The 26953-nt window shown below is 34.8% G+C and carries 27 protein-coding genes; 20 read left to right on the top strand and 7 right to left on the bottom strand.

Translation table 11 applies throughout. The features are described 5' to 3' along the window. Positions 1-9 precede the first annotated feature (9 nt). Both PI23P_RS07275 and PI23P_RS07270 read right to left on the bottom strand, forming a co-directional pair. Positions 10-2466: a YfhO family protein gene (locus PI23P_RS07275; protein WP_004570134.1), complete on the bottom strand. Its 2457-nt coding sequence runs from the start codon at positions 2464-2466 to the stop codon at positions 10-12. A 29-nt stretch (positions 2467-2495) separates the two neighbouring features. Next, positions 2496-2765 carry a DUF4834 family protein gene (locus PI23P_RS07270; RefSeq protein ID WP_004570133.1) on the bottom strand — a complete coding sequence of 90 codons (270 nt, stop codon included), beginning with the start codon at positions 2763-2765 and terminating at the stop codon, positions 2496-2498. Between the two features lie 194 nt (positions 2766-2959). On the opposite strand from PI23P_RS07270, the gene PI23P_RS07265 reads away from it, so the two are divergent. From PI23P_RS07265 to PI23P_RS07240, 6 genes are all read left to right on the top strand, one after another. Further along, positions 2960-3778 (top strand): transporter, encoded by an 819-nt coding sequence (locus tag PI23P_RS07265; protein ID WP_238299992.1) that lies wholly within the window; start codon positions 2960-2962, stop codon positions 3776-3778. Positions 3779-3896: 118 nt separating this feature from the next. Continuing rightward, complete coding sequence (locus PI23P_RS07260; protein WP_004570131.1) at positions 3897-5051, top strand: hypothetical protein; 1155 nt, start codon at positions 3897-3899, stop codon at positions 5049-5051. Positions 5052-5072: 21 nt separating this feature from the next. Next, positions 5073-5780, top strand: a complete 708-nt coding sequence (locus PI23P_RS07255) for a 16S rRNA (uracil(1498)-N(3))-methyltransferase (protein WP_004570130.1) — start codon at positions 5073-5075, stop codon at positions 5778-5780. A 27-nt stretch (positions 5781-5807) separates the two neighbouring features. Continuing rightward, complete coding sequence (locus PI23P_RS07250) at positions 5808-6449, top strand: DUF4159 domain-containing protein (protein WP_004570129.1); 642 nt, start codon at positions 5808-5810, stop codon at positions 6447-6449. After that, entirely contained in the window at positions 6433-7377 is a 945-nt protein-coding gene (locus PI23P_RS07245; RefSeq protein WP_004570128.1) for a bile acid:sodium symporter family protein, read from the top strand. The genes PI23P_RS07250 and PI23P_RS07245 overlap by 17 nt, the downstream gene beginning before the upstream one ends. Further along, entirely contained in the window at positions 7377-8441 is a 1065-nt protein-coding gene (locus tag PI23P_RS07240) for a 1-acyl-sn-glycerol-3-phosphate acyltransferase (protein ID WP_004570127.1), read from the top strand. Before PI23P_RS07245 ends, PI23P_RS07240 begins: the two co-directional genes overlap by 1 nt. Before the next feature lie 44 nt (positions 8442-8485). Here PI23P_RS07240 and PI23P_RS07235 read toward each other — a convergent pair whose 3' ends face one another. The 3 genes from PI23P_RS07235 to PI23P_RS07225 form a co-directional block, all read right to left on the bottom strand. After that, positions 8486-11407: a serine hydrolase domain-containing protein gene (locus PI23P_RS07235; protein WP_004570126.1), complete on the bottom strand. Its 2922-nt coding sequence runs from the start codon at positions 11405-11407 to the stop codon at positions 8486-8488. 84 nt (positions 11408-11491) lie between these two features. Then, positions 11492-11977, bottom strand: coding sequence for a hypothetical protein (locus PI23P_RS07230; RefSeq protein ID WP_004570125.1), 486 nt, complete (start codon positions 11975-11977; stop codon positions 11492-11494). A gap of 61 nt (positions 11978-12038) precedes the next feature. Beyond that, on the bottom strand, positions 12039-12866 hold the full coding sequence (locus PI23P_RS07225; protein ID WP_004570124.1) for a 3'-5' exonuclease: 828 nt from the start codon (positions 12864-12866) through the stop codon (positions 12039-12041). 309 nt (positions 12867-13175) lie between these two features. Here PI23P_RS07225 and PI23P_RS07220 point away from each other — a divergent pair, with 309 nt between their 5' ends. After that, positions 13176-13697, top strand: coding sequence for a superoxide dismutase family protein (locus tag PI23P_RS07220; protein ID WP_018941816.1), 522 nt, complete (start codon positions 13176-13178; stop codon positions 13695-13697). A 640-nt stretch (positions 13698-14337) separates the two neighbouring features. Here PI23P_RS07220 and PI23P_RS07215 read toward each other — a convergent pair. Beyond that, positions 14338-15120 (bottom strand): S1/P1 nuclease, encoded by a 783-nt coding sequence (locus PI23P_RS07215; protein WP_004570121.1) that lies wholly within the window; start codon positions 15118-15120, stop codon positions 14338-14340. A gap of 386 nt (positions 15121-15506) precedes the next feature. Here PI23P_RS07215 and PI23P_RS12370 point away from each other — a divergent pair, with 386 nt between their 5' ends. The 10 genes from PI23P_RS12370 (at position 15507) to PI23P_RS07180 (ending at position 23774) form a co-directional block, all read left to right on the top strand. Then, positions 15507-16043, top strand: a complete 537-nt coding sequence (locus tag PI23P_RS12370) for an SPFH domain-containing protein (protein WP_437438060.1) — start codon at positions 15507-15509, stop codon at positions 16041-16043. 27 nt (positions 16044-16070) lie between these two features. After that, the gene (locus PI23P_RS12520) at positions 16071-16229 is read left to right on the top strand and encodes a DUF4177 domain-containing protein (protein ID WP_004570119.1); all 159 of its coding nucleotides are present in this window, start codon (positions 16071-16073) and stop codon (positions 16227-16229) included. A 2-nt stretch (positions 16230-16231) separates the two neighbouring features. Further along, a complete protein-coding gene (locus PI23P_RS12840; RefSeq protein ID WP_004570118.1) occupies positions 16232-16363 on the top strand; it encodes a hypothetical protein in 132 nt (43 codons plus the stop codon). 113 nt (positions 16364-16476) lie between these two features. Then, positions 16477-16734 carry a hypothetical protein gene (locus PI23P_RS07205; RefSeq protein ID WP_004570117.1) on the top strand — a complete coding sequence of 86 codons (258 nt, stop codon included), beginning with the start codon at positions 16477-16479 and terminating at the stop codon, positions 16732-16734. Continuing rightward, positions 16721-17125: a hypothetical protein gene (locus tag PI23P_RS07200; RefSeq protein ID WP_004570116.1), complete on the top strand. Its 405-nt coding sequence runs from the start codon at positions 16721-16723 to the stop codon at positions 17123-17125. The genes PI23P_RS07205 and PI23P_RS07200 overlap by 14 nt, the downstream gene beginning before the upstream one ends. A gap of 112 nt (positions 17126-17237) precedes the next feature. Then, the gene (locus PI23P_RS12365; protein ID WP_004570115.1) at positions 17238-17402 is read left to right on the top strand and encodes a type II toxin-antitoxin system antitoxin; all 165 of its coding nucleotides are present in this window, start codon (positions 17238-17240) and stop codon (positions 17400-17402) included. Positions 17403-17818: 416 nt separating this feature from the next. Next, a complete protein-coding gene (locus PI23P_RS07195) occupies positions 17819-21037 on the top strand; it encodes a WD40/YVTN/BNR-like repeat-containing protein (protein WP_004570114.1) in 3219 nt (1072 codons plus the stop codon). Positions 21038-21046: 9 nt separating this feature from the next. Next, positions 21047-21724 carry a DUF2490 domain-containing protein gene (locus PI23P_RS07190; RefSeq protein ID WP_004570113.1) on the top strand — a complete coding sequence of 226 codons (678 nt, stop codon included), beginning with the start codon at positions 21047-21049 and terminating at the stop codon, positions 21722-21724. A 3-nt stretch (positions 21725-21727) separates the two neighbouring features. Next, the gene (locus PI23P_RS07185; protein ID WP_004570112.1) at positions 21728-23032 is read left to right on the top strand and encodes a DUF819 family protein; all 1305 of its coding nucleotides are present in this window, start codon (positions 21728-21730) and stop codon (positions 23030-23032) included. Positions 23033-23069: 37 nt separating this feature from the next. Then, positions 23070-23774 carry a DUF4369 domain-containing protein gene (locus PI23P_RS07180; RefSeq protein WP_004570111.1) on the top strand — a complete coding sequence of 235 codons (705 nt, stop codon included), beginning with the start codon at positions 23070-23072 and terminating at the stop codon, positions 23772-23774. 56 nt (positions 23775-23830) lie between these two features. On the opposite strand, the gene PI23P_RS07175 is transcribed toward PI23P_RS07180, so the two are convergent. Further along, a complete protein-coding gene (locus PI23P_RS07175) occupies positions 23831-24283 on the bottom strand; it encodes a DUF4442 domain-containing protein (RefSeq protein ID WP_004570110.1) in 453 nt (150 codons plus the stop codon). Between the two features lie 149 nt (positions 24284-24432). Between PI23P_RS07175 and PI23P_RS07170 the strand changes: the two genes are divergently transcribed. The 3 genes from PI23P_RS07170 to PI23P_RS07160 are packed head-to-tail and all read left to right on the top strand — an operon-like array spanning position 24433 to position 26888. Next, positions 24433-24873 carry a DUF4870 domain-containing protein gene (locus tag PI23P_RS07170; protein ID WP_004570109.1) on the top strand — a complete coding sequence of 147 codons (441 nt, stop codon included), beginning with the start codon at positions 24433-24435 and terminating at the stop codon, positions 24871-24873. A gap of 10 nt (positions 24874-24883) precedes the next feature. Continuing rightward, on the top strand, positions 24884-25231 hold the full coding sequence (locus PI23P_RS07165) for a PadR family transcriptional regulator (RefSeq protein WP_004570108.1): 348 nt from the start codon (positions 24884-24886) through the stop codon (positions 25229-25231). Continuing rightward, on the top strand, positions 25224-26888 hold the full coding sequence (locus PI23P_RS07160) for a PspC domain-containing protein (RefSeq protein ID WP_004570107.1): 1665 nt from the start codon (positions 25224-25226) through the stop codon (positions 26886-26888). The genes PI23P_RS07165 and PI23P_RS07160 overlap by 8 nt, the downstream gene beginning before the upstream one ends. The last annotated feature ends 65 nt before the right edge of the window (positions 26889-26953 follow it).

Genomic DNA, 26953 nt, shown 5'->3' with positions numbered 1-26953 from the left:
TACTTTTTTTTAGGAGTTTTTTAATGCTATTGACTTCTTTTTTTTATCATAGAAAAAACAAGCAATAGAAATCAATAATAAAAGCGCATAAGAAATAAGAGAAAAAACACGCCCCTGTTCAATTACTGCTGGCTCAAATTTAAAATGAATTGTATGATTTCCCGTAGGCACCTGCATGCCTCTTAGTACGTAATTTACGCGATAATGCGGTACCAGTTCACCGTCTAAATAGGCATTCCATCCTTCTTTGTAAAAAATTTCTGAAAATACCGCAAACTGTGTAGTTGCTACACTAGCTACATAGGTTAATAAGTTTAGTTTGTAATCTGTCAAAAGGATGGATGCCGTAGTGTCTTGTGCAATTGATACATTCACAGCATTTATAGTATCGGAAAGATTTAATTCTTTTTGATCTATGACGACTGCGCTCTTTGTATTTAAAGAATCCAATGCAGCTATTTCCTCATCTGCCGAGGCTACGACCTTTATTTTTTCTACAAACCAAGCATTCCCGTTTGCTGCTCTATTTTGCTGCGCTTCCACATTTCCCTCACGATCTGCAACAATAAAATACTTTGTATTTAACATGTTTAAAACTTGCATGTTATTCTTTGCTATCTGAAAATCAAACAATTCTTGATACCTTCCTAATTTAGCTGCGTGATACCCTCCAATAGACTGGTGAAAATAAGAAGTGCTGCCGTCATTCATTGGATCTACCGTGTAGTTTATGACCCTAAAATGCGCTTTATCTTTTAAGATGCTTTTGTCTGCCATGGATGCTTCAAAGGGCCGTTCAATTTTTTTCGCCAATTTAAAATCATCCGCATTTACATATCTTTTATTCACGGAAATTAAATCAAATAAAATGAGCGCTGTAATCCCTAAAATAGCCAAAAAAGATTTTAATTTATTTTTCAATAGCAGCCATAAAATGGAGCCCGAGATACCGGTCAATATCAAAGAACGTACAGAGTCAGAAAAAAGCATGTCTTTTCGATCCGCAATTACGGCCTCTAAAAACCCAGGAATCTCGCTATACTGTTGTGCGTCTCTCAACCCTTCAAATGCACCAAAGATATGTGCAAGTCCAAAACCAACAATAATTAAACCACCAAAGAACAACATTGCTTTCTTTAAAGCTTCCTGCTTTTCTGTTATCAATCGCTCCTTTGAGAAGAATTCTTTCAAGCCTAAAACACCTAAAATTGGCACACATAATTCTGCAATCACCTGTATTGACGAAACTGCTCTAAACTTATTATACAGCGGCACATAATCGATAAAAAAGTTTGTAACGCCTTCAAAATTCTTACCCCAACTTAAAAGTATTGAAAAAACAGTAGCTGCTACCAACCAGTATTTCAACCTTCCTTTTACTAAAAACACCCCTAAGAAGAAGAGAAAGAAAATAACAGCACCGATATATGCTGGCGCTTCTACTATTGGTTGGTCTCCCCAATATGTTAAGACTTGTTTTGAATACTCCAACGCTGCTTTTTTTCCTGCACGCGCTGCTATAAACTGATAAAAGTTAGAATCTGTTCCTAGTTCTTCTATTGTTCCACCACCCATAAAACGGGGAATAAACAAATTAAAAGTTTCTAATTTGGAATAACTATACTGCGTAATATATTCATAATTTAATCCGGATGTTAGTTCTTTTTTAGAACCGTTTAAATTTAGAGTCAATTCAGATTTTCCACGCGTACTGTGCTCTGAATATTCTTTCATTGCCAGTAAGCGAGGAGCGTTGGCTCCAATTCCTAAAAGAATAGCGCACAGGATAATGAATGCTTGTTTTGTAAACATCCTTAATTTTTTTTTCTTAATCGCGTTTACAAATTCTACAATTCCAAGAATTAATAAACAAAAACCAAGGTAATACGTCATTTGAATATGATTCGTATATACTTCCAACGCCATCGCGATTCCTGTAATTATAAAACCGATCAAAAATCTGCGTTGAAACACCAATAGCACCCCTGCTAAAACCAACGGCATGTATGCAATTGCATGGGCCTTTGCGTTGTGGCCGGCCCCAAAAATAATAATTAAATAGGTAGAAAAACCAAAGGCTAAAGAGCCTAATACTGCCAATTTCCAATCTACTTTTAAGGCCATCATTAACACAAAAAAGCTTAAAAAATATAAAAAAGTATAATCTGCGGGTCTGGGTAAAAATCGCAAGGCCTGATCTAGACTTCGTACAAAATCATTGGGATAATACGCGCTTATCGGATATGCCGGCATCCCGCTAAAAGAAGCGCCTGTCCAGTAAGGCTCTGCATTATTTTCGGTTCTGTAGTCACTAATTTCTTTTGCCATTCCTCTAAACTGAGTAATGTCTGATTGCAGTAGCTTTTTTCCGTTTAAAATTGGATGAAAATAAATAACCGATGCCAATACAAATAAACCAACTGCAACTATGTATGGAAATATTTTAGTAATTTTCACTGTGCTCATATTTATAGTTGATTCCCCTTGGCATTTAATTAATCAATTTCTTCAAAATCGACATAATCACCAACAGACTTTTTACTTTCTTGGGCACTACCCGGCTTCTTATCTATTATGGTTTCGCCCTCCTTAACAGCTTCCTCTTGCTGCCGTCTTTGCTGGCCGCCATATTGCTGTGCTGCCTTTTTCTTAATAGTATCCGTAGCTTTCTTTATTAAGAATGGCGCAAATAATCTTGCTAGGAACTTAAATCCGTAGTAAAAAAGTAGTAGATAAGAAATGGTTTTTAATAATCCCAGGAACATAGCTTTGTTTAAAAAAATCACTCAAAAATAACACTTTGAGCACAATTGCAACGTTGTGAAGCTATAAAATTTTCTTAAACCTAAAAAAGTCCTGTTTAAATAAATAAAATAGCTTTTTTGTCCTATGTTTGTGTCGCATGTTAAAATTAAAGTACCCCCCTTTTTCGAGACGATTTCATTTGAAAAAATTAGTATTGAGTACACTCCTATTTTTTTTAGGCACTCCCCTTTTTTTAGCCCAATACACAGAGGTGATAAATTCGAATCAACCTGGTTTTTCTGAGAGTCCCTATGGTGTAGGAAGCGGAATTTATCAATTTGAAAATAGCTTTTTTTTAAGAAGTATTCGCTTAGCTCCTAATTTTCCCATGGAACAATACGGCGGTGCAGACTTACGATTTAGGACTAGTTTTTTCTCAGAAAGATTAGAATTCAACGCACAAGTACAGTACCAAAAAGATCAGGTAATTTATAACGGTGGTTCTGATCAATTAACCATCGGCGCAAAATATTTAATACACCATCAAGAGTTCCAAGACAGAACTAAAGAAATCAGAAGTTGGAAAAAAAGAAATGCATTTGACAGCAAACGACTGATTCCGAGTGTTGGTGTCTCTCTGGGAATGAATACTGATGTCATCAATGAAATAAATGGATCCGGAAGTATTACCCCAAAAATAGGTGTTTTACTACAACACAATCTTTCCAGTAGTTTTACGATTATCAATAATTTTTATTGTGATAAGATTGGAACGAACGTCTCTGAGTTCATACATATCGTGACAATAACGCAGAGCTTTCAGCATAACTATTCCCTTTTTTTTGAAAATAAAACAGTCTTTCAAAAAAATCAAAATAATACAAACTTAGGATTGGGCTTGGCATACCTCTTCAACAAAAATCTTCAAATTTATACTGCTGGAAGGTTACTTTTTGAGGGAGAAGCTAGCGGTTTTTATTCAAGTTTAGGCCTGTCTTACAGAATTGATAGGCATCAGGACAACTACAAATAGGGCTCTACCAGCAGTATTTAAATAAAAAAAAAGATTTCTTTTGGCGAAGTAATCTGTTTTTAAACTCGATTTTTGGTATCCTCATAAAAATAGCCCTAATTAGAATTGACTTTTTAAGATGATTACACTAAAAGAAATGAAAACTAAAAAGGAGATGAAACAATTTGTTACTTTCCCTTTTTCATTATATAACAACCATAAGTATTGGGTACCCTCCATTATTCAAGATGAAATTGATAATTTTAATCCAAAGAAAAATCCGGTTTTTGAGGATGCGGATGCACAATTTTTTGTTGCCCTTAAAGCGGACAAAATTGTTGGCAGAATTGTTGCCATTATTAATTGGTTTGAAGTTGAAAAACAACAGATAAAAAAAATACGATTTGGATGGTTTGATAGTATTGATGACCTCGAAGTTACACGAATGCTGATAGAAAAAGTTAAAGAAATTGGCATCCAAAATAAGTTAGCTTACATCGAAGGCCCTGTTGGCTTTAACAACTTAGATAAAACAGGCGTTTTAATAGATGGTTTTGATCATATAGGGACCATGATTACATGGTATAATTATCCCTACTACCAAAAACATTTAGAACAACTAGGCTTTGTAAAAGAGAAAGAATATTCAGAAAATAAATTTAAGTTTAAAAATGTAGATGGTTTTTACTTTGACCGTGTAAGCAACGTTATTAAAAAACGTTTTGAACTGACTGCTTTAGATTTTACAAAAACAAAAGATATTTTACCCTATGTAGAAGAGATGTTTGAAGTATTTGATAAATCCTATTCAAAACTGTCCTCTTATGTTCCCATTTCCAAAGCCCAAATTGCTTTTTTTAAAAAAAAATACATCTCATTTATCAACCCTGAATATATAAAATTTGTAGTTGACAAAGAACAAAAATTAGTGGCCTTTGCTATTGTAATGCCTTCTTTTTCGGAGGCTTTACAAAAGGCAAAAGGAAAATTATTTCCATTTGGACTGTTCCACTTGCTAAAAGCCAGAAAACATGCTAAAGAAGTTACTTTCTATTTAATTGGCGTGACTCCCAAATATCAAAATAAAGGTGTGCATGCTATTATATTTGATCAATATACCAAAACGTTTGCGCCGTTGGGAATCGAGAATTGCATCCGAACACCTGAGTTGGAGGACAATGAAGCCATTAAAAAATTATGGGAGAAATTTGACCCTATCACACACAAAAGAAGAAGAACCTATCGCAAAAATATTGAGCATAACAGTTGCCAAGACCAAAAAACGACACGATAAAAAAATAAAACTCAGCTACATATGCAACTATTTTACAATTCAGAAATTGCGATAAACACAACAGAAATTACCTTCGATAAAATTGAGAGTAAACACATTGTGCGTGTATTGAGAAAAACCACGGGCGATATTCTTAAAATCACCAATGGAAAAGGTTATTTATTTGATGTTGAAATTTGTTTTGCAAATGACAAAAAATGCACTGCTAAAATTATCAAGGCAGAAGAGAAACCAAAACCGTGGAACTACTCTCTTCATATCGCAATTGCACCTACTAAAAACAATGACAGAATTGAATGGTTTTTAGAGAAAGCTACAGAAATTGGCATTGATGAAATTACTCCAATTATTTGTAGCAATTCAGAACGCAGGTATGTAAAAATAGACCGATTTGAAAAAATTATACAGGCTGCGATGAAGCAATCTTTAAAGTGTACGCTTCCAAAAATAAATGAGCCTATAAAATTTAACGATTTTATAAAACAAGATTTTGACGGAACCATTTGCATTGCGCATTGTGAAGACCAAGAAAAAAACTTCATAAAATCGGTAGTACAAACTTCTGAAAAAATTACCATTTTAATTGGACCAGAAGGTGATTTTTCTTTGGATGAGATTGCCAAAGCATTGGATAAAAAATTCAAACCGATCTCTTTAGGTAAAAGCAGACTCAGAACAGAAACGGCAGGAATAGTTGCTGTAAATATTGTTTCTTTTATCCATGAGTAATTCATTACTTTGCATTTATAAATAACGATGAAACCACTAGTATTTTTATTTTTTATTTTTTCCTTCGGCGCGACCAATGGACAAGATGTTGCTATTTTAAAATATAATGGCGGTGGAGACTGGTATGCCAACCCAACTGCCATCCCAAATTTAATTAACTTTGCAAACAAAAATCTAAACACAAGCATCTCTAAAAACCCACAGAGTATCGCCGTTAATAGCGTCGAAATTTTCAATTTTCCCTTAGTATTTATGACAGGACATGGCAACGTTGTATTCTCTGATGAAGAAGTAATAAACCTGAGAAAGTACTTAATTTCTGGTGGATTTTTGCACATCTCAGACAATTATGGTCTAAACCAATACATCCAAAGAGAACTTAAAAAAGTGTTTCCAGAATTGGAATTAACTGAAATACCCAGCACGCATCCCATCTACAATCAAACTTTTAAATTTTCTGATGGAATGCCTAAAATTCACGAACATGATAATAAAAAAGCACAGGGCTTTGGTCTCTTCTATGAAGGACGACTACTTGTTTTTTATGACTATGAGACAGATTTAAGTGATGGCTGGGAAGACCAAATAGTGCACAAAAACCCAAGAGAAGTTCGCGAAAAAGCATTAAAAATGGGTGCAAACATAATTGAATATGCTTTTACAAACTAACGCAACCATACCTATTGATGACATCAAAATAAACTTCGATGCAAATAGTTTATGGATTCTAAATATCGCAATTGCCGTCATTATGTTCGGGGTTTCTTTGGGAATTTCTGTCGATGATTTTAAACGGTTGTTAAAAAAGCCAAAAATACTTTTAGTTGGTGTTTTATCCCAATTTATTCTATTGCCCGCAGCTACGTTTATTGCCGTATTGGTGCTTGAACCCCATCCCAGTTTTGCGTTAGGAATGATCATGATTGCAGCGTGCCCGGGAGGAAATGTCTCTAATTATTTTAGTAAAATGGCTGGAGGAAATGCTGCTTTATCAGTGAGTTTGACCGCTTTCGCAACACTAATTTGCATTTTTATGACCCCGTTTAACTTACAGTTCTGGGGAAGTTTATATCCACCTACAAATGCAATTTTAGAAACAGTATCTCTAAACTGGATCTCCTTACTAAAACTCGTTTCCTTAATCTTAGGAGTCCCACTAGTTCTTGGTATGCTTCTAAAACACTACCATGCGAAAATTGCTCATAAAATAGAGAAAAAATTAAAACCACTCTCGATGTTGGTTTTTATTGTACTTATTGGAATCGCCTTCTCTCAAAATTTAAAAGTATTTGCAAATCACATTCACCATGTTATATTCTTAGTAATCTTCCATAATATTTTTGCTTTTGTACTCGGTTTTTATACTGCTAAAAGTTTCGGCCTGAACCATCAAGATACCCAAACAATTGCCATGGAAACCGGAATACAAAATGGTGGCTTGGGCTTATTACTCATTTTTGGTTTTTTTCAAGGTTTAGGGGGCATGGCCTTACTTGCAGCTTTTTGGGGGATTTGGGATGTGTTTTCTGGAATACTTCTAGCAAGCTACTGGAGAAGAACGCAAAACATAAAAATTTTAATTAAAAAAAATAATTGATGATTCAAAAAATTTGGTTCACACTTGTATGGAGTATCATAAAGTTGAGTTTATTTTTCTATTCTAAAAAAATAACCGTCGTAGGAAAGGAAAATATCCCAAAAAAAGGTGCTGTTATCTTTGTTGTAAATCACCCCAATGGTTTAATAGACCCATTGTATGTTACCACCACGAATAAGAGACAAAATCATTTTTTAGTACGTGCAGCTTCTTTCAAGCATCCCATTATAAAAAAAATATTATCCTCGCTGTATTTAATGCCTATTTTTAGAATTAGAGACGGCATACAGCAGCTTGCCAACAACCAAGAAATCTTTGAAAAATGTCATGCCATTTTGAAAAAAAAGGAAACCTTAATGATCTTTCCCGAGGGAAGTCACAGTAAAAGAAGAACCATTCGACTGTTAAATAAAGGATTTACTAGAATTGTTTTTGGCGCCTTAGAAAAACACAAAGACTTGGAGGTTTTAGTAATTCCAGTGGGGGTTACCTATCAGCATCTTTCTGACTTTCCTGCAAAAGTAAGCGTCCATTACGGGGTACCTATTGCCTCAAGAACGATCTATGAATCGCATCCGTTGCCAAAATCTGTACAACTATTAAAAGAGGAAGTATCTAAGCAACTAAAAACGCTCAGTGTACATATTCCCGATGACCATCAGTACGAAAGTACCTTACAGCAACTCAACAAGGCCCGTGTTGATTTTACGTCAGTAGCAGAAATTAATGAAATGATTAGAACGCAGAACTTCCCCCCTGAAAAAGCACCCCAAAGAAATGTATTAAAACCACTTCTTTACCTGATAAAACTGAATAGCATTGTGCCGTATCTTATTTGGAAAAAAGCACTGGGAAAAATTAAAGAGATCGAATTTATAGATACTTTTAGGTTTGGACTAAATTTAGTTTTATTTGGTTTCTCTTATGCTTTGCAAACTTGGATCATGTGCCATTTTTTAGGAAATATTGCGGGGTTCTTTTACCTAACCATCTCTGCCTTGTTAATTTTAATCTATGTAAAATGTACGCCTACAAACGCAAAAAAACACCGAGAATTGAATTGAGAAGATTACGAGCATTGAAAAATATTTAAAACTTCCCTAAAAGCTTATTCCTCTATAATAGCGTCCTGTATCACTTGTTGAATTTTGGTGCGCATGTTACGCGCAATCAATTCTCGATTCTCCGCATTTGGATACACCCTATTCGAAAGGAACACATAGACCAATCCACTCTTTGGATCTGCCCAAGTGTAAGTTCCAGTAAAACCAGAATGCCCGAAACTTTCATCAGAAACACATCCACAGGTAGCCATCACCTTAGGATCTAACTGTGGCTTATCAAACCCCAAACCTCTTCTCACCTTGTCGTCAGAAAAATACCTGTGATTGAATTTATCAATAGTCTCCGCTTTTAAATAACGTCTTCCACCATAAAAACCTTTCTGCAAATACAACTGCATTATTTTACCTACATCATTTGCATTGGCAAATATACCTGCATGACCACCAACTCCACCCAACATGGCAGCACCCATATCATGCACATCTCCCTGCAATAATTGATGTCTGTAATACGTGTCTTTTTCCGTAGGTACAATTTCCTGTTTATCAAATCGCTCTAAAGGTAAATACCCTATCCTGTGCGCCCCCAAAGGTTTATAAAACTTGACATCCACTAAAATATTCAATGCTTTTTTATAACTATTTTCTAAAGCTTGTTTAAAAAGATAGTATCCCAAGTCACTGTACTTGTAGCCTGCCTCTTCTCGCTGATCTGCCAAGGCTATCTGTTTATAAATACTATCTTTATAATTAGATTTTAAAAATAAATTTTCTGTTACTTTCGTACGAAACTCTTTGGATTTTTCAGTGCGATAATAGTTCGATAAGTTTTCGCCTGTGATGCTGTCTTGTGTGGCTTTATAGAAAGGAATCCAAGCTTTTAGTTTCGCAGTATGCGAGAGCATTTCTTTCACCGTAAGTTCTGCCTTATTCGTATTCTTGAAAAAAGGAAGTATGTCTGCCAACTGATCTGTTACCGAAATTCTGTGCTCTTCTTCTGCTTGCATTAATAGTGGCAATGTTGCTAAGATTTTAGTAAGTGAAGCTACATCATACAAATCTGTATTTCTGACTTTCTTTATTTTATCTTGGGTATGGTACCCAAAACTTTTTTGCAGGACTACTTTGCCATTTCTTGCCACTAAAATCTGAAAACCAGGAGCCATTCCTTCAGAAATAATAGTATCGGCTATTTTATCTAAAAGCGCTAACTTCTGAGTAGACATCCCAGCCGCTTCAGGAATTGTGTACTGAAACCTTTTCAAATCTGTACTTGTAATTCCAAATCCCTCTTTAAACGTTGCACCTATAGAAACAGGCAGTTTCCCTTTGGATTCAATTGCACCAAATAATAGCTGCGCTGAAAGTTCTTGTGCTAATTTGCTATTCTGATATGAAACAACAATTCCTTCAATATTCTTAAAATTCTTTATTTGCAACAAACTGTAAGGACTTGTAAATACTTCTAAAATAACCTTATTTTTTTTAGAAATCCCCTGCAACCAAGACAATTCTTCCTTTGTGAATTTATATGATTTCCAAGGATGTGCATTTGATTTGTGAAAGCCGATAACCACTAAATTATACGGTTTTAGCTTTTGGATAAGTCCTTTTAAATTGTCATCAGAAATCACTGTGATCTCAGCGTAATTTCGAAGCATGTTCACATGGGCGTCATTTTCTGCATCTCCCAATTTAACATACGCAATCTTTTGCTTGTCTAGGTTTCTGACAGGAAAAATAGCGCGTGTGTTTTTTATTAAGGTAAGTGAATTTTTTACTAATTCTCTGTGCAGTACCTCATCTTCTTTGCGATTTAAATCTTCAATAAGGTTTGCTAATATGATCGGCTGGTACTTCTGCAATCCTGCCCAATATTTTGCTTTTAAAATTTTTCGAACAGAAAAGTCTATCCTTTCTTGCGATAGCGATCCAGAATTCAAAGCCTCCTTTATTAGCGCAATAGAGGCTGGTATTTCTTGGGGAATTAATAGCAAATCGTTTCCTGCTATTATCGCTGCTAAATTGATTGCTGCAGAATTTGCGTAATTTGACGCCCCTTTCATATTCAGTCCATCTGTAATAATAAGTCCTCGAAACCCCAGCTGCTCTTGCAATAAATTGCTAACCACATTTTTAGACAACGATGTTGGTAAGTTCACGTCTGGCTCTAAACTTGGTATGTTTAAATGAGCGGTCATTACACTTGTTAAACCTGCTTCAAAAGTCTTCTTAAAAGGATATAATTCTATGGAATCTAAACGTGCTCGACTAAAATTCAATAAAGGCAACATGTGATGAGAATCTGCAGCAGTATCACCATGACCAGGAAAATGTTTTCCATTTGCAAGAACCCCTTCTCCTTGCATTCCCTTTATAAAAGCAATTGCTTTTTCGGTTACATTTACTTTATTCTCGCCAAAAGATCGATTTCCAATAATCGGGTTTTCGGGATTTACATTGATATCAATTACAGGAGCAAAATTGACATGAATTCCAATTCTTTTTGCATGCTGACCCAGATGGCGTCCAAACTTCTCGATGAGCGCATTGTTTTGAATAGCACCTAACGTCATGTTCCATGGAAATCGATACGTATTCTTTAATCGCATGTCTAAACCCCACTCACCGTCGAAACCTATGAGTAACGGTATTTTTGATATTGCCTGATACCCATTGTTCAAGAGGGCTTGTTTTTTTGGAGTTCCTTGCATAAAAATCACCCCCCCCACATGATATTTAGCAATCATTTCAGTAATAAACTCTTGGTGCTCACTTTCTAAATTAGAATAGGCCTGTACCATAAATAACTGTCCTATTTTTTCTTCTACAGACATCCTATTTGCAATACTATCGACCCAAATTTCTTGTGCTTGAAAATCCGCAGTTCTTAAAGGATCCTTTTTTTGCGCTACACTACTAAAAATAAAACTGCTCAAAAAGAGCCAACATAGGTTTTTCTTCATATTTTATTCTGCATATTTCTAGACATTATTTCAACCCTAGACCTCTCTTTTTCAATACTTGGTTTTACATTTTCCGCACGATCATTAAACTAAAAAGCGCTTGTGCCAACTTTCACTTGCGGGAACTTCCCAATTGGCATCTAACGCCGCTTTTGTCTGTACCATATTGTTGAAAACAATGGTATCTGCAGTTACTTTTTGTTCTTTTACAAACCTTTGAAAATCAATTAATTTTACAAGATTAATGCGCTCATTATCTTTAAAAGTAATGTTCATTTTATTCATTAAATCTAACTGAAGTTCCTTTTCTAATGCCTGTATAAAACGCACAGAACTGTCTATAGAGCAACCCGAAACGTTGTTAAAACTTTCGTCTACTGCTAGCACTAAAAACTGGTTGTATTTAATAGTAAAGGAACCTTTTAAATCGTCTCCGTGGCGTGTCCACTGATTGATAAAATCCTCTGCTTTTCTGGTTATAAATTCAAGATCTTCAGATGTAAAAGCACGGTCTGCTTGATAAATCCAAACACGAGAATTGCTAGGTAAATTTTTATATTGGGTAAACATATTTTATTTTTTATCTAATTAATACAGTTAAAAAGAAGCATTCTTTAAATAGCCGTAATGTTTATCTCAAGTTAAACTTCTGTTGCAGTGCTTGCAACTTTTCACTGTCTGACATCGTAGCTTTTGGCGCTGTCATTCTTTCTTTTATTCCTTTTAAAACTTTTTTTGTATACAGTGGAAAATCTGCATTTTGAATCCAATTGTGATATCCTGGGTTCTCATTAAATACCTCCTCAACTGTTCTCCCTTTATGTTTTCCAAAAGAAAAAATCTCTTGTTGCGCATCATTCATTAATATGAAGCCTGCAAAATCGGCGCGAACGCCGTGTGTAGAGAATTCACTTAAAGCAGCCACTGAATTTTCAAGATCAGCATAGGTGTCAAGTTGCGCTTTTAAAATTTCATAGGTTGCATTGGTATCTGCTGCAGCCCCATGTGCTCCTTCTAATTCTTTACCACAATAAAATTTATAACCAGCACCTAGCGTTCGTTGTTCTTTTTTGTGAAAAATAACTTGTACATCAATCGCTTTTCTACCTTTCATATCAAAATCAATTCCTGCCCTCATTAATTCTTCTGCCAACAACGGAATGTCAAAACGATTTGAATTAAAGCCTGCCAAATCACACCCTGCCATCAATTTACTTACTTCTTGTGCCAACATTTTAAATGTAGGCTCTGAGGCTACTTTTTCATTCGTAATCCCGTGTACATCAATAGATGCTTGCGGGATTTCCATTTCTGGATTTACCAACCACGTTTTACTCTCTTTGTTCCCATTGGGAAATACTTTTAAAACAGCAATCTCTACAATTCTATCCGTTGCTATATTTACCCCTGTAGTCTCTAAATCAAAAAATACAATAGGCTTTGATAAATTTAAGTTCATTTTTTTATTTTATATTATGGCTGCCATTTGAAAAACAGGGTTTGTTACAGCACTAAAAATTATTTGTTTCGATATACAACAGCAGTATGCGGAAGAATACTGCACTAAAAATCAATTCTACACTCCCGGAATGTGCAACATTTCTCCGCGAAATAAAAGAACATTTAAAGGTAAAAAAAATAAACTTCGCAGGCTTATTTTTGCAAATTGATTCACGGGTTTTTTTAAATCTAAAAAGATTTTAAAAAATAACAATAGAAAATATCCTAAAGCCTTTATCTTTGAATGTATAATTTAAAAATAAAAAGTATGAAAATCTTAAGAAAATTGGGAATTTTTGCATTCTCAGCAGTGCTTTTAAGTTCGTGCGCCGTAGCAGAGAAAAAAGCCGTTGCAAATATTGAAGCTAAAAGTGGAAGTACTGTTTCTGGAACCGTAACTTTTATAGAGAAAGAAGGAATTGTAACCATGAGTGCTGTACTTTCTGGGCTTTCAAAAGGAAACCATGCGATCCACATTCATGCCATTGGTGATTGCTCTGCTCCCGACGGAAAGTCTGCTGGTGGGCATTGGAATCCTACAGGTGAAAATCATGGAAAATGGATGGAAGCACCATTCCACATTGGTGACATTGGAAATTTAGTTGTTGCCGAAGATGGAACTGGAACCATAGAAAGAGAGACAACACTATGGTCTATTGGTGGAAAAGACATCAATAAAAACATAGTAGGACACGCCATCATAATTCATGAAGGCCCCGATGATTTTAGTTCCCAACCTTCAGGTGCTGCGGGACCGCGTATTGGATGTGGTGAGATTGTCCGAAAATAAGAAACTAACGGTCAATTTTTTAACATTACAATAGCACTTAATTCAATAAAAAATCTCAAATGATTATTTGGGGTTTTTTATTTTTTAAAAGACGTATTACCCTACTTTAATCGCATAGCAACTTGCTGTTTTTTACTTCCTCTGCTGCTAGATTGGAATCCACCTTCCAATCCATATCCGCAAAATCACAGTGCAGAAACCTCTCTAATTACAATTATAAATTATGTATTTAAAAACGTTTTTACTGTCGCTTCTAACGTTTCAAAATCAAAAGATTGCGCATAAATAGCCTGTTTCTCTTTATTGTTGATAAGAGTCGCAGGGGTTGCTGCAAACTAACTGCTGTCTATTGCCTAAATCCAAATATCTTGATGTATATCATCTAATAAAACTACGTTGGCCTGAATGCCCTTTTTACAAAAAAAGGAATTAACTTTTTCTGTTTTTGCTTTAGAAATCTAAACGCACCAAAAAAAACAGCCCCATTTTTTGACGCACACTTCCTATTTATTATCTCAAAGTAAAACCGTTATTTTACAAGCATGTATAGACTTTCTTTGGCTCTAAAAACAAAAAAATCTCAAAAAAAAAGTCTCATCAGTAAAAACTAATGAGACTTTTAAAACGAAACAGATATCCTTTAAGAAAAAATATCATTCAATATTTTAGCCAAACGAATTCCTCCTATTTGTAATTGATCTCTCACGATGTCAAAGTGATCATATGAATATCGATAACTGATACCTTTATTCGCATCCACAGAATTATATACCTTTTTAGTCACTTCATGAATTTCAGCTACCCAATCTAATAAAGTTCCTGCTTCAATTGCAGCAATTTGTTCTTTAGAAACCTTCTTCGCACTCTCTGCCAATTCTAAATAACTCATATTCCAACCTTCAATCATTTTTGTATCCCAAACCGCATGCAAATTACTCCTTTTTCCAAACCATTCGACTTTCACCGAATTACCGCCTTTGTCTTCTTTTCGACCGATATGCATCGGTTGGTGCAAATCTCCTACCAAATGAATGAGCATTTTTAAATGAAAAGACTTGTCTTCACTCGAACTACTTTTATCTTTTAAAACAGCAATGCACGTATTAATTCCTGTAATTAAATCGCCTTTTGTATTTTTAGCTGCCGTTGCATATGTTTCGTCTAAATTCATATTTACATAATGCCAAGAAGCATACTCGCTATACGCTTTATCCGATTTTATTTCATCTGCATACGTAGAAACAAAGGCTAGACTTTGACCGTTTAACAACTTATCGATTTTTCTTTTAGCCCTTTTGTTTAAGTGACTTTCAGCAATCTCTCCTGTTGCTCTATGCCCATTTTGTCCCCAAAAAAAAGCGTCCTCTGTTGCCGATTTTGTAAAGAAAAAAGTAGCAATTAATAAAAATAATTTAAGTTTCATCTCTAATTTTTTAAATATTTCACGCGAAGTTATAAAAAATAAGTATAGAAATATTTTCAAATCGATAAAATAAACCCGTGTTTGTGATATCAATTTAATATCAATATAAATTACAGCGATGTAATCAGAACAAATAATCAAACCGGCGAACGGTTACTAATGCTCGTAATTGTTTTACTACTGTTTTTTTAAAGCATCGCTTTTTCATTGCGCAAGAAAATGGCGCCTACCTTATAGCCACTGCACTTAGTTTTATAATTTTTTTTTTTTGGGTTTATATTGGTAAATCCCAATACTCCTAAAGTATTATTGCTGTTTTATAAATATGCAGGGCCCATTAAAGAGAATGGATTGTATTGCGCAAATCCTTTCTTTAGAAAAAAACAATCCCTTTAAGAGCGAGTAATTTTGATAGTGAGCGCTTAAAGGTAAATGACAAGCTTGGAAACCCAATTATGATTTCAACCATATTAGTCTGGAGAATGACAGATACCTACAAAGCTGCCTTTGATGTAGACAATTACGAAAATTTCGTGCGCGTTCAAACCGATGCTGCCGTAAGAAAGTTAGCAAGCATGTATTCGTATGATAATTTTGCCGACGAAGGACATGATGAAAATATTACTTTGCGCTCAAGTGTAAATGAAGTTTCCGAAGCACGGATTGGATATTTAGCCTATGCACAAGAAATTGCTTCTGCCATGTTAAAAAGACAGCAGGCAACCGCAATTGTGGCTGCCCGACATAAAATTGTACAAGTTGCTGTTGAAATGGTAGAAATGGCGCTGTCGGAATTAAGTAAAAGAAAAATTGTTGCATTAGATGACGAACGAAAAGCGGCTATGGTTAGCAATCTTCTTATTATTTTATGTGGTGACAAAGAAGCATCTCCCATTGTAAATACTGGAACACTAAGCCACTAAAAAGAGCACAGCTTTGATATATTAAAAATGAAAGAATATAAAATCGTACAATTAAAATTAGGCTTTAGAAATCGGGTTCAAAATTTTGAGGATTTATTAAATCAATATGCAAGAGAAGGCTGGGTTTACATAGAAGTACCTCCAGGCTGGAATTCTATGATTTTAGAAAGAGACAAAAACAGATAACAATGAAAGTTTTTAAAGAAGAACAGCGTTTTACGCAAACCTGGTTATTCGCTAATTTGAGTATTGGTATTGCAGTTTCGATAATTGTAATTGCAAGGAATACGCAAACACAACCAGGTCTGCTCAAGAACTAGCATTAACGGTTGCAGGTATTGCAATTTCTGCTGTCTTTGCTTTTTTCTTTCAATTAAAGACTTGCATTGATGAAAACGGCATTTACTATCAATTTCTACCTTTTGATTTAAAGATGAAACACATTCAATGGCAAGAAATTGAAACAGCGCATGTTAGAAACTATAACCCCATTGGAGAATATAGCGGATGGGGTATAAAAGGAGGACTACTTTGGAATAAAGAAAAAGGGAAATATGTAAATATTTCTGGAGCTATCGGTATTCAACTTGTATTAAAGAATGGAAAAAAATTATTAATTGGCACCCAAAAAAAAGAAGAGGTAAACAATGTTTTAAAAAATTATCAAAAAAAGATCTATGGCAGCTATTAAAAGCAACTACTTCTTGCATTTAGACCACACCTTAGTAACAGCAACTGAAACCCTATTAATTGTATCGTGGACGTATTTAATGCTATCGTCTAAAGCATTAACCACTAAAATTGCTGTTCATTTTGATTTGTTTGGAAAACCAAACGGCTACCGCTCAGAAAAAAATACCTGGCTTGTTTCAGCATTATGTACGTCAAATTCTGTTCGTTTTATTTTTGATAGCAAATATCGGGAAGTGAATTCGTTTCCAAAAAGAGATCAAAGTGCTAAAGAAAAAAAAACTGATTTAAAGGTGATGCTTATCTCGGCACCTTTACTTGCTTTGCTTTGCTTTGCTTTGCCAGATACTGCACACCTCAGACTCTTTTTGATTATAAATATAAATAATTGAAACTGTAATTTTGTGATTACCGTTTTCCGGTATTCCATGTTTTAAAGATTTAAAATAAATAATAACAACACAAAAAATAAACTTAACCTCTGCTTAATTGATAAGATAAAATATGTCGAAAAAGAAAGCTTTCGCCTTGCGAGTTAACGAAGATGCACTGAAATCCATCGAAAAATGGGCTGCCGACGAGTTTCGTTCTACCAATGGACAAATAGAATGGATCTTGATGCAAGCTTTAAAAGAAGCAAAACGCAGTCCTAAAGAAAAGGAACTATAAAATACGTAGCCTATGAAATGTCCAATAATAAAACATTGAATTCAAGTACTTAATATTGAAAAAAAAAATTTCACAAAAAACGCCCTCCTCCAAAAAAATGCCCAACCCACGTTTTTTAATCCTTCTTAACATCGTTCCTGAAATTTAAAAAATGCATTTTTTAACAAAAAATAATTCAATACTCCTCGCACAATCATTTTTAGCTCTTGTTAAAAAGCAGCAATAAATCAGATTATAATTGAAGTCCCAAAGAAATAAATTTTGAATACGAATAATAATTACATCTCAATTTACTGAATTCAATCACAAAATTTTTACAAACAAAACACAAGTGTTAAAAAAGGAATCAATTTAAATAGCCCGTTTTCTATTTTGTACCTTGTTCGCCATTATAAAAATTAAAAAAAGCTATTCAAATGAAAAAACTATTCACATTACTTTTATTAGGTACCACTTCCCTCTTTTTTTCTCAAGAGTTTTCCATGGATCTTTTAAAAAACATGACCCCCAGGAATATTGGCCCTGGAGGCATGTCTGGACGTATAACTTCGATTGACGTGGTGACCTCAGATCCAAAAATAATGTATGTAGGTACTGCTTCCGGTGGCATTTGGAAATCTAACTCTGGCGGAATAAAATGGGAACCAATTTTCGAAAAAGAACTTACGGCCTCTATTGGAGCAGTTGCCATTCAGCAATCCAACCCCAGTATAATTTGGGCGGGAACTGGAGAAGGAAATCCGAGAAATAGTTTGAATGGTGGTTTCGGAATCTACAAATCTTTAGATGCTGGAAAAACTTGGAAAGCAATGGGTTTAGAAAAAACCCGTCATATACATAGAGTTCTCATCGACCCTACAAACCCTGATATCGTATACGCTGGTGCCATTGGTTCTCCTTGGGGAGAGCACCAAGAGCGCGGTGTTTACAAAACAATTGACGGTGGAAAAAACTGGAAACAAATGCTGTTTACGAATAGTAGATCTGGCACAGCAGACTTGATCATGGATCCTAAAAATCCCAATAAAATAATTGCTTCTATGTGGGAGCACAAACGCGATCCTTGGTTTTTTAAATCTGGTGGAACAGGAAGTGGCCTATATATCACGCATGATGGTGGAGATAATTGGAAACAAGTTACAGAAAAAGAGGGTTTCCCTAAGGGTGAATTGGGTAGAATTGGTGTTGCAATAGCACCCAGCAATCCTGATATTATATATGCTTTGGTAGAAGCAAAGAAAAATGCGCTGTATAAAAGTGAAGATGGTGGATTTAAATGGAAGAAAATAAATGACAAACCAAGTATTGGAACACGTCCTTTTTATTATTCAGAAATTTATGTAGCTCCTCAGAATGAAAATAGATTGTATACTGTGTTTACGTATATAAATGTTTCGCAAGACGGAGGAAAGAGCTTTACAGAATTAATGCCTGCTTATGGAGTAGACAATGGAGTGCATCCAGATCATCACGCTTGGTGGATGCATCCAAACAATGGTGAATTCATGATTGATGGGAATGATGGTGGTCTAAACATTACAAAAGACGGTGGTAAATCTTGGCGTTTTATTGGAAATATTCCAGTAGCACAGTTTTATCATATCAATGTAGACAATGAATTTCCTTACAATGTATATGGCGGAATGCAAGACAATGGTTCTTGGAGAGGCCCTGCATATGTTTGGAAGTCTCAAGGAATCAGAAATTCATATTGGCAAGAACTTAGTTTTGGTGACGGTTTTGATGTTGTTCCAGACAAAGACGATTCGCGCTATGGTTTTTCGATGAGCCAGCAAGGATCTGTGGTAAGATATGATCATATTACAGGAAATAATTATTCTGTAAAGCCAACACACAAAGACGCAAATGTAAAATTGCGTTTCAATTGGAATGCTGCTATTAACATGGATCCTTTTGACAATAGTACACTGTACTTCGGAAGTCAGTTTGTACATAAATCTATCGATAAAGGGTTGACTTGGGAAGTTATTTCTCCTGATTTGTCTACCAATAATCCAGAAAAATTAAAACAAGCAGAAAGTGGTGGATTGACCATGGATGCCACGGGCGCAGAGAATCATTGTACAATTTTAGTAATAGAACCCACTCCGCTAGAAAAAGATGTTTTATGGGCCGCAACAGATGACGGTCAAGTACACATCACAAAAAATGGAGGTACCACTTGGTTAAATGTTGCTAAAAACTTAAAAGGGTTGCCAGAAAACAGCTGGATTACTCAGATAAAAGCATCCAACAAAAACAAAGGAGAAGCACTTTTAGTTGCAAATGATTACAGACGTTTTAATTACACTCCCTATGCATATCGCACAAAAAATTATGGGGATTCTTGGGAACGCATCGTCGATAAAAATGACGTACAAAGTTATGCCTTGTGTATTATTGAAGATCCAGAAAATGAAAACTTACTGTTTCTAGGCACTGATGACGGATTGTATGTTTCTGTAAATGCAGGAGATAAATGGATAAAATGGACCACAGGTTTTCCTACAGTTCCAGTAAAAGATTTGGTCATTCACCCAAGAGAACAAGATTTAATTATCGGAACTTTTGGACGTGCAGCTTGGGTTTTAGATGACATTAGACCATTAAGAGCTATTGCAAATAATAACAAGATCATTTCGAAAAAATTAGCGCTATTTACTCCACCAACTGCATACCAAGCAAAAAACCAGCAGCCTACCGGAAGTCGCTTTGGAGCAGATGCACTTTACCAAGGAGAAAATAGAAAATCTGGCGCACGTATTTCTTATTATATTCGGAAACCTGAAGAAGTTAAAAAAGAGACAACAGAGAAAAAAGAGGACGATATTGATATTAAAAAGGATACAAATAAGGTAAAATACGACTCTATTAAGTTAGAAATCTTTGATGGAACAAGACGCATTCGAACTTTAAAATTCAAAACTCCTAAAGAAAATGGTATTCATAAAACTACCTGGTATTTGAGAGAAAAAGGAGTTGCAAGAGCTTCTAGAAGTTTAAAGAAGTCAAAAAGAGAACCCAGTGGTGTTTCTGTAAAACCCGGGAACTATCAATTAAAAATGACTTTTGGAAAAGAGGTGGCTGAGCAAACAATTAACGTTGCATATGATCCAAGATTAGAAATGTCTGAACTGGCTATCAATCAGAAGTATGATGCAGGTAAAGTACTTGAATCCTATCAAGATAAAATTACAAACATAGTAAGACAATTGGTAACGAGTAAAAACACCGCAACCACCATCAAAGCGCAATTAACTAAAGAAGATGCTTCTGCCAGTGATACTTTAAAAAAATACAAAGCTGAAATTAAAGCGTCCACAACAATTATTAAGAAAATTGATACTTTAATCTCCAAATATTTAGGTACTATAGACAAAAGACAAGGAATCACTAGAAATCCTGAAATCACCGTTACACAGCGCTTTGGTGTCGCAAGTTCTTATATTCGTTCTCGTTTTGGTGAACAAACTACAACAGAAAAAGTGTTGATGAATCAATTTAAAGCAGAATTTAAAAAAGTAGTTTCTGAAACCAATGCGTTCTTTGCGAAAGATTGGACTGCGTACAAAGCAGCTACAGAAAATATTATAATTTCGCCCTTTAGAGAAACCAAAATTTACATTACGGACTAACGCTATTATATGAAGAAAGCCTTTTTAATTTTGTTCTTGAGTTTTATATGTGTTAAAACTCAAGGACAAAAAAATCCTGAAAATCAATTGGGAACTTGGTATATGTACAACGGATCTCATAAACTATCCGAAAAGTATGCACTTAAAACAATGGCTCATTTTCGCTATTTTGAGTTCGCTAGTGCATTTCAACAAGAGATTTACCGACTGGGCATTAATTATGCGTTTACACCGAAGACTAATATTACTTTAGGCGTTAGTTACGCGAGTGCAGACACCGCATACGACACTTCTTCTGCAAACTTATACGAATCTCGTTTTTATGAAGATCTAAATCTAAAATCAAATTGGAAAAAATTTACTGTAAAGCATCGTTTTAGATTTGAGCAACGTTTTATCTACAAGAATTTAACCAAAAACCAATTTCAAAATTGGTTGCGCTACAGCTTGAACATACGCTATCCAATTTCTAAACTTTGGAGCGCCTACCTTTTTAATGAAATTTTCCTAAACCTAAACAGTACGAAAAGATTTGATCAAAATTGGGCAGGTGCTGGATTCTTATATACATGGAATCAAAATATCCAATTAAAAATGGGCTATTTTCAAATAAAAAGTCCGACGCTTCTTCTAAATAGAATGCAATTGGGTATTATTATACATACAGACTTCACCAAAAAAAAGTAAAAGATGGGACCAATATTTACAAATGATGCAATTGTCTTTGGCCTTTTAATGGGCGCTTTAGGATTTGTTTTTTACACAGAGCAGCTCACTACAGGCTTCTGGCCTAAATTCTATAAAATTGTTCCTGGCCTATTTATGGCCTATTTTATTCCTGCACTTTTCACAACCTTTGGCGTGATCTCACCAGAATGGACAACGACAAGTGCGGCAGGAGAAATTGTTGCTAAATCTTCTGAACTATACTATGTTGCTAGTAGATTCTTATTGCCAGCAGCGCTGGTTTTGATGACCTTGAGTATTGACTTAAAAGCTATTTTCAATTTAGGATCGAAAGCTTTAATCATGTTTTTTACAGGAACAGTAGGCGTCGTAATTGGAGGACCCTTAGCTATTTTATTAATTTCTATCTTTTCTCCAGAAACGGTTGGCGGAGGAGATTTTGACGCTGTTTGGAGAGGGCTTTCTACACTTGCAGGTAGTTGGATTGGTGGTGGTGCAAATCAAACTGCGATGTTAGAAATCTATCAATACAATCCTGCTAAATATGGTGGAATGGTGATTGTAGATATCGTTGTAGCCAATGTTTGGATGGCGATATTACTGATCGGAATCGGAAAAAAAGATAAAATAAATAAATGGCTAAAAGCAGATACCACTGCCATTGAAAAGCTACAAGAGAAAGTCATTCATTTTACGCAAAAAATAAAGAAAAATCCAACCTTACCTGATTATATGGTAATGCTTGCAATTGCATTTTGCACTGTCGGTTTTGGTCACTTCTCAGCAAAATATTTGGGTGAATTCTTCACTGGTTTTGTCGCTAATATTACCTCACAAACTTGGAGGAATGTATTCTCTTTTTTAGGCTCTAGCTTTTTCTGGTTGATCAGCATATCTACGATTGTAGCCATTTTACTTTCTTACACAAAAGCAAAAAACTACGAAGGTGCCGGTGCAAGTAAATTAGGGAGTATTTTTATCTATATTTTAGTGGCTACTATTGGAATGAAAATGGATTTAAATCAAGCGCTAGACAATCCTGGCCTCATGGCAATAGGATTTGTTTGGATGGGCATCCATGCCACACTCTTAATTATTGTTGCAAAGATAATAAGAGCGCCCTACTTTTTCTTAGCTGTTGGCAGTCAAGCAAACGTTGGTGGTGCTGCTTCTGCACCAATTGTAGCGCAAGCTTTTCATCCCTCACTTGCCACTGTAGGTGTTTTATTAGCTGTTTTTGGATATGCAATTGGCACTGTTGGCGCAATTTTATGTACAGTTTTAATGGAATTAGCCTCAAAAATTTAAAAATTTAAAGCATATTTGTAATCCAAACTTTTAACAAATGAAGAAAATTATAGTTGTTTTTGCAGCATCCCTTTTAATACTTGCCTGTTCCTCTAAAAAGGAAGGAAATATGATTGTAGAGGGAACCATAAAGGGATTAAAAAAAGGAACTTTATATCTTCAAAAGATGAATGACACTGCAATGATTTCTGTAGACTCTATGCAAGTCTATGGTGATGGGAATTTTACGTTAACAGACAATGTAGACTCTCCTGTCATGTACTACCTTACCTTCAACGGAAACGCAATGGATAAAAGAATCCTGTTCTTTGGAAATAAAGGTACGATTACCATTAATGACGACATCGACACTTTTGGATTTAGTCCTGAAATTACTGGATCTAGCAATCAATTGGTTTTGAATGACTACATGAATATTAACAATCAATTTAGAAACCAACGCTTAGAATTTATCAAAAAGCAATTTGAAGCAGTGCAAGCGAAGGATACGGATCTAATCGAAAAAGTAAAAAAGGATTTCAATCGCATGGTGCGAAGAAAATATTTATACACTGCTAATTTTGCATTGAATAACGGTACTTCTGAAGCGGCTGCCTACATTGCCTTAACAGAACTCTTTGATGCCAACATTAAGCTGTTAGATACTGTAAACAAATCGCTGTCATCCGAAGTTAAAAAATCTATTTATGGCAAGCGTTTAGACGATTACATCAATGAAATTAAAGCACAAGAAAACAAATAGTTTACATATTTTTAGGCTCGGCTATTAAAAAGGTCTACTGGAAGCAGTGGATCTTTTTATTTTACCTTTAGACTCCACTCAAAACTAAAAGAAGAGACCAGAACACCTTCTTCATTTTTTCCTTCTGAAGTAAGCACCATTATCTGTCCTTCTTTTGTTTCTTTAGAAATCCGAATTGCTTCCTGAATTTCTTTTCCACCAGTGCACGTAAACACTATTTTTCCAGTACCCTTTTTAAAAAAGTTGGCTTCTTGATGTGTTACTAGCATCGACACTTTTTCTTTGGATTTTTCGATTGCTTTCAGCACTAAAACGCCACTGCTCATTTCTGCAGCCATCCCTTGAGCTGCCCAAAACATACTTTTAAAGGGATTTTGATTGATCCACCTGTGCCTAATTGCAACCACTACCTCTTCTTTTGACAACTGCTGAATGCGCACACCTGCGAGATAAGCCAATGGCAATTTAAAAAACATAAACACATTAATTCGCCGTGGGGTTATCTTCATAATACTATATATATACCGCAATTTAAAACATTTTTAAGCAATAGCAAAAAAGTACCAAATGTTAATAAAATGTTAATTATAGTACTATGCATTACATAATACCTTTTTATATATATATTTACCACATCAAACATTTTATAAGCTCTATCATGCAACAGAACAATCAAAATACCAATGCCTTTTTAATACACATCTCTGCTTTTTTGGGTTTTATATTTCCTTTTGGCCATATCATTGCTCCACTAATTGCTTGGCAAACTTTAAAAGATAAAAATCCTTTTTTAAACGAACAGGGAAAAGAGGCCGTAAACTTCAACTTAAGCTACACCTTATATTCTTTTGTTTTAACAGCTGCTTTTATTCCTTTGGCATTCAGTACCTTTTTTAAAAGTTTTATAAACTTTGAAAATGCCGAAAACTTTCATTTTAACTTCGACTTCAACCCTGCGATACTTTTTGGATTTATTGGAGTTGGTTTGCTTATTTGCTTTTTACATTTAGTAGGAATTGCTTTGGTAATTATAGCGTCCATAAAGGCAAAAAATAAAGAACATTACAAATACCCTTTTACGATAAAATTTATAAAATAACAGTAATTAAATGAAGATAGAAAACACAAAAGCACAAATGCGAAAAGGTGTTTTAGAATATTGCATATTATCCATTTTAAAAAATGGAGATGCGTATACTTCTGAAATTCTTTCCACTTTAAAAAGTGCTGAAATGATTGTGGTAGAAGGCACGATATACCCTTTGTTAACAAGACTGAAAAATGCAGGATTGCTGACATATCGCTGGGAAGAATCTACCAGTGGACCACCAAGAAAATACTATGTATTGACAGAAAATGGTGCCTTATTTATCAAAGAATTAGACAGAACCTGGAGCAATTTAATAAACGCAGTTCAACAAATAACAAGCACAAAAACAACAACAACAAATGAATAAAACAATCAATATTAACTTGGGGGGATTCTTCTTCCATATCGACGAAATTGCGTACGAAAAACTAAGACGCTACCTAAACTCAATTTCCTCTTCTTTAAGTGACGATTCACAGGGAAGAAATGAAATTATTTCAGATATCGAGGCACGAATTAGCGAACTGTTGTCTGAAAAAATTAAAGATTCGCGTCAAGTAGTAAGCGAAAGTGATATCGAAGACATCATTGTAATCATGGGACAACCCGAAGATTATTCTGAACCCGAAGCGTCCTATTCGGAGCCTAATTTTTCCCAATCTAAAAACAATGCTACTGGAAAAAAATTATTTAGAGATGGTGAAGACAAATTTTTAGGAGGGGTTGCTTCCGGAATTGCACATTATTTTAATATGGATACTATCTGGATTCGTTTAGGCCTGCTCGCATTGTTCTTTGGTGCGGGATTTGGAATACTGATTTATAGTATTCTTTGGATCTTGTTACCAGAGGCTAGAACGACTGCCGAAAAACTGCAGATGCATGGCGAAGCTGTAAACATTGACAATATTGAGAAAAAGATTCGAGAGGAATTTACCAACGTTTCAGATAGTGTAAGGAGCGCTGCACATCATGCCTCTGACAAAATAAAAGATGGCGCACACGAATTTTCGGAAAAAATAGGACAAACTTTTTCAGGAAAGAAAAAAAAAAATAATGGATTGCAAGACTTCATAAATACAATTGAAAAAATAATCCGAATTTTCTTTAAAATATTCGGAAAATTTATTGGCTTTCTTTTAGTATTTACAGCGGCTACTGTTATTTTATGTCTAATTATTGGAGGATTTTCTATTGGTAGTTTTGAGTTTTTAAATATCGAAAGCAATTTTATCAGCTATCCAGATTTTTTCTACGCTGCCACACTCCCGCGATGGATGTTAACAATATCGCTTCTTACTTTAATTGGAATTCCCTTTTTAATACTATTAGTACTGGGACTTCGAATCTTGTCTAGCAATCTAAAAAGGTTTAGTAAAACGGCTTCTTTAACACTCTTAGGAATCTGGTTTATTGCTTTACTAATTGTCATTTTTACTGCGGTAGAATTTGGAACGAACCATTCAAATTTCGGAAAATATGTTCAAAAATATCCATTAAAAATCGCCTCAAAGGATACCCTAGTTTTGAAAATTCGCAATGACGATGCAATCCATTATCAACACAATTTAAAAAGAAATTCTAAAAAACATGAAGTGGAGGTAAACGGAAACTTGTTAATTTATACAAATGACATCCACCTAAACATCAAAAGAAGCACCTCAAATGCGGCTTATCTCATTATTCAAAAGACCTCCTACGCTGCAAGTAGCGCAAAAGCACGAAAAAGTGCCGAAGAAATAAAATATGAATATACTATTGAGAAAAATAATTTAATTTTAAATGCCTTTTTCTTAACCGACTTAAAAAATGTTTTTAAAGATGAAGAAGTAGAGATCACGGTATATGTGCCTGAAAAAACAATTATTTATTTAGATAACTCGGTTAAAAAATTTCTAAGCGATGTGAAAAACAAAACAAATATGTACGATGGTGATATGGCAAACCATCACTTTAAAATGACGAATACCGTTTTAACATGCACAGATTGCAATTCAACAATCTTAGAAGAAGCAAGCTTGTAAATAAAAAAAACAACTACGATCTCTTAATTATATACCCATGCTCAAAAGAATGCGCTCTTAAAAAA

Source organism: Polaribacter irgensii 23-P, assembly GCF_000153225.1.
GTDB classification, from domain to species: Bacteria; Bacteroidota; Bacteroidia; order Flavobacteriales; family Flavobacteriaceae; genus Polaribacter; species Polaribacter irgensii.
The sequence above is the reverse complement of the archived record's forward strand: the minus strand, read 5'-3'. Positions and strand labels throughout refer to the sequence as shown.

Excerpts from the sequence above, each read along its gene's own strand:
- PI23P_RS07275 (WP_004570134.1), bottom strand. The coding sequence starts at position 2,466 with ATGAGCACAGTGAAAATTACTAAAATATTTCCATACATAGTTGCAGTT.
- PI23P_RS07270 (WP_004570133.1), bottom strand. The coding sequence starts at position 2,765 with ATGTTCCTGGGATTATTAAAAACCATTTCTTATCTACTACTTTTTTAC.
- PI23P_RS07260 (WP_004570131.1), top strand. The coding sequence starts at position 3,897 with ATGATTACACTAAAAGAAATGAAAACTAAAAAGGAGATGAAACAATTT.
- PI23P_RS07255 (WP_004570130.1), top strand. The coding sequence starts at position 5,073 with ATGCAACTATTTTACAATTCAGAAATTGCGATAAACACAACAGAAATT.
- PI23P_RS07250 (WP_004570129.1), top strand. The coding sequence starts at position 5,808 with ATGAAACCACTAGTATTTTTATTTTTTATTTTTTCCTTCGGCGCGACC.
- PI23P_RS07245 (WP_004570128.1), top strand. The coding sequence starts at position 6,433 with ATGCTTTTACAAACTAACGCAACCATACCTATTGATGACATCAAAATA.
- PI23P_RS07240 (WP_004570127.1), top strand. The coding sequence starts at position 7,377 with ATGATTCAAAAAATTTGGTTCACACTTGTATGGAGTATCATAAAGTTG.
- PI23P_RS07235 (WP_004570126.1), bottom strand. The coding sequence starts at position 11,407 with ATGAAGAAAAACCTATGTTGGCTCTTTTTGAGCAGTTTTATTTTTAGT.
- PI23P_RS07230 (WP_004570125.1), bottom strand. The coding sequence starts at position 11,977 with ATGTTTACCCAATATAAAAATTTACCTAGCAATTCTCGTGTTTGGATT.
- PI23P_RS07225 (WP_004570124.1), bottom strand. The coding sequence starts at position 12,866 with ATGAACTTAAATTTATCAAAGCCTATTGTATTTTTTGATTTAGAGACT.
- PI23P_RS07220 (WP_018941816.1), top strand. The coding sequence starts at position 13,176 with ATGAAAATCTTAAGAAAATTGGGAATTTTTGCATTCTCAGCAGTGCTT.
- PI23P_RS07215 (WP_004570121.1), bottom strand. The coding sequence starts at position 15,120 with ATGAAACTTAAATTATTTTTATTAATTGCTACTTTTTTCTTTACAAAA.
- PI23P_RS12520 (WP_004570119.1), top strand. The coding sequence starts at position 16,071 with ATGAAAGAATATAAAATCGTACAATTAAAATTAGGCTTTAGAAATCGG.
- PI23P_RS12840 (WP_004570118.1), top strand. The coding sequence starts at position 16,232 with ATGAAAGTTTTTAAAGAAGAACAGCGTTTTACGCAAACCTGGTTATTC.
- PI23P_RS07205 (WP_004570117.1), top strand. The coding sequence starts at position 16,477 with ATGAAACACATTCAATGGCAAGAAATTGAAACAGCGCATGTTAGAAAC.
- PI23P_RS07200 (WP_004570116.1), top strand. The coding sequence starts at position 16,721 with ATGGCAGCTATTAAAAGCAACTACTTCTTGCATTTAGACCACACCTTA.
- PI23P_RS12365 (WP_004570115.1), top strand. The coding sequence starts at position 17,238 with ATGTCGAAAAAGAAAGCTTTCGCCTTGCGAGTTAACGAAGATGCACTG.
- PI23P_RS07195 (WP_004570114.1), top strand. The coding sequence starts at position 17,819 with ATGAAAAAACTATTCACATTACTTTTATTAGGTACCACTTCCCTCTTT.
- PI23P_RS07190 (WP_004570113.1), top strand. The coding sequence starts at position 21,047 with ATGAAGAAAGCCTTTTTAATTTTGTTCTTGAGTTTTATATGTGTTAAA.
- PI23P_RS07185 (WP_004570112.1), top strand. The coding sequence starts at position 21,728 with ATGGGACCAATATTTACAAATGATGCAATTGTCTTTGGCCTTTTAATG.
- PI23P_RS07180 (WP_004570111.1), top strand. The coding sequence starts at position 23,070 with ATGAAGAAAATTATAGTTGTTTTTGCAGCATCCCTTTTAATACTTGCC.
- PI23P_RS07175 (WP_004570110.1), bottom strand. The coding sequence starts at position 24,283 with ATGAAGATAACCCCACGGCGAATTAATGTGTTTATGTTTTTTAAATTG.
- PI23P_RS07170 (WP_004570109.1), top strand. The coding sequence starts at position 24,433 with ATGCAACAGAACAATCAAAATACCAATGCCTTTTTAATACACATCTCT.
- PI23P_RS07165 (WP_004570108.1), top strand. The coding sequence starts at position 24,884 with ATGAAGATAGAAAACACAAAAGCACAAATGCGAAAAGGTGTTTTAGAA.
- PI23P_RS07160 (WP_004570107.1), top strand. The coding sequence starts at position 25,224 with ATGAATAAAACAATCAATATTAACTTGGGGGGATTCTTCTTCCATATC.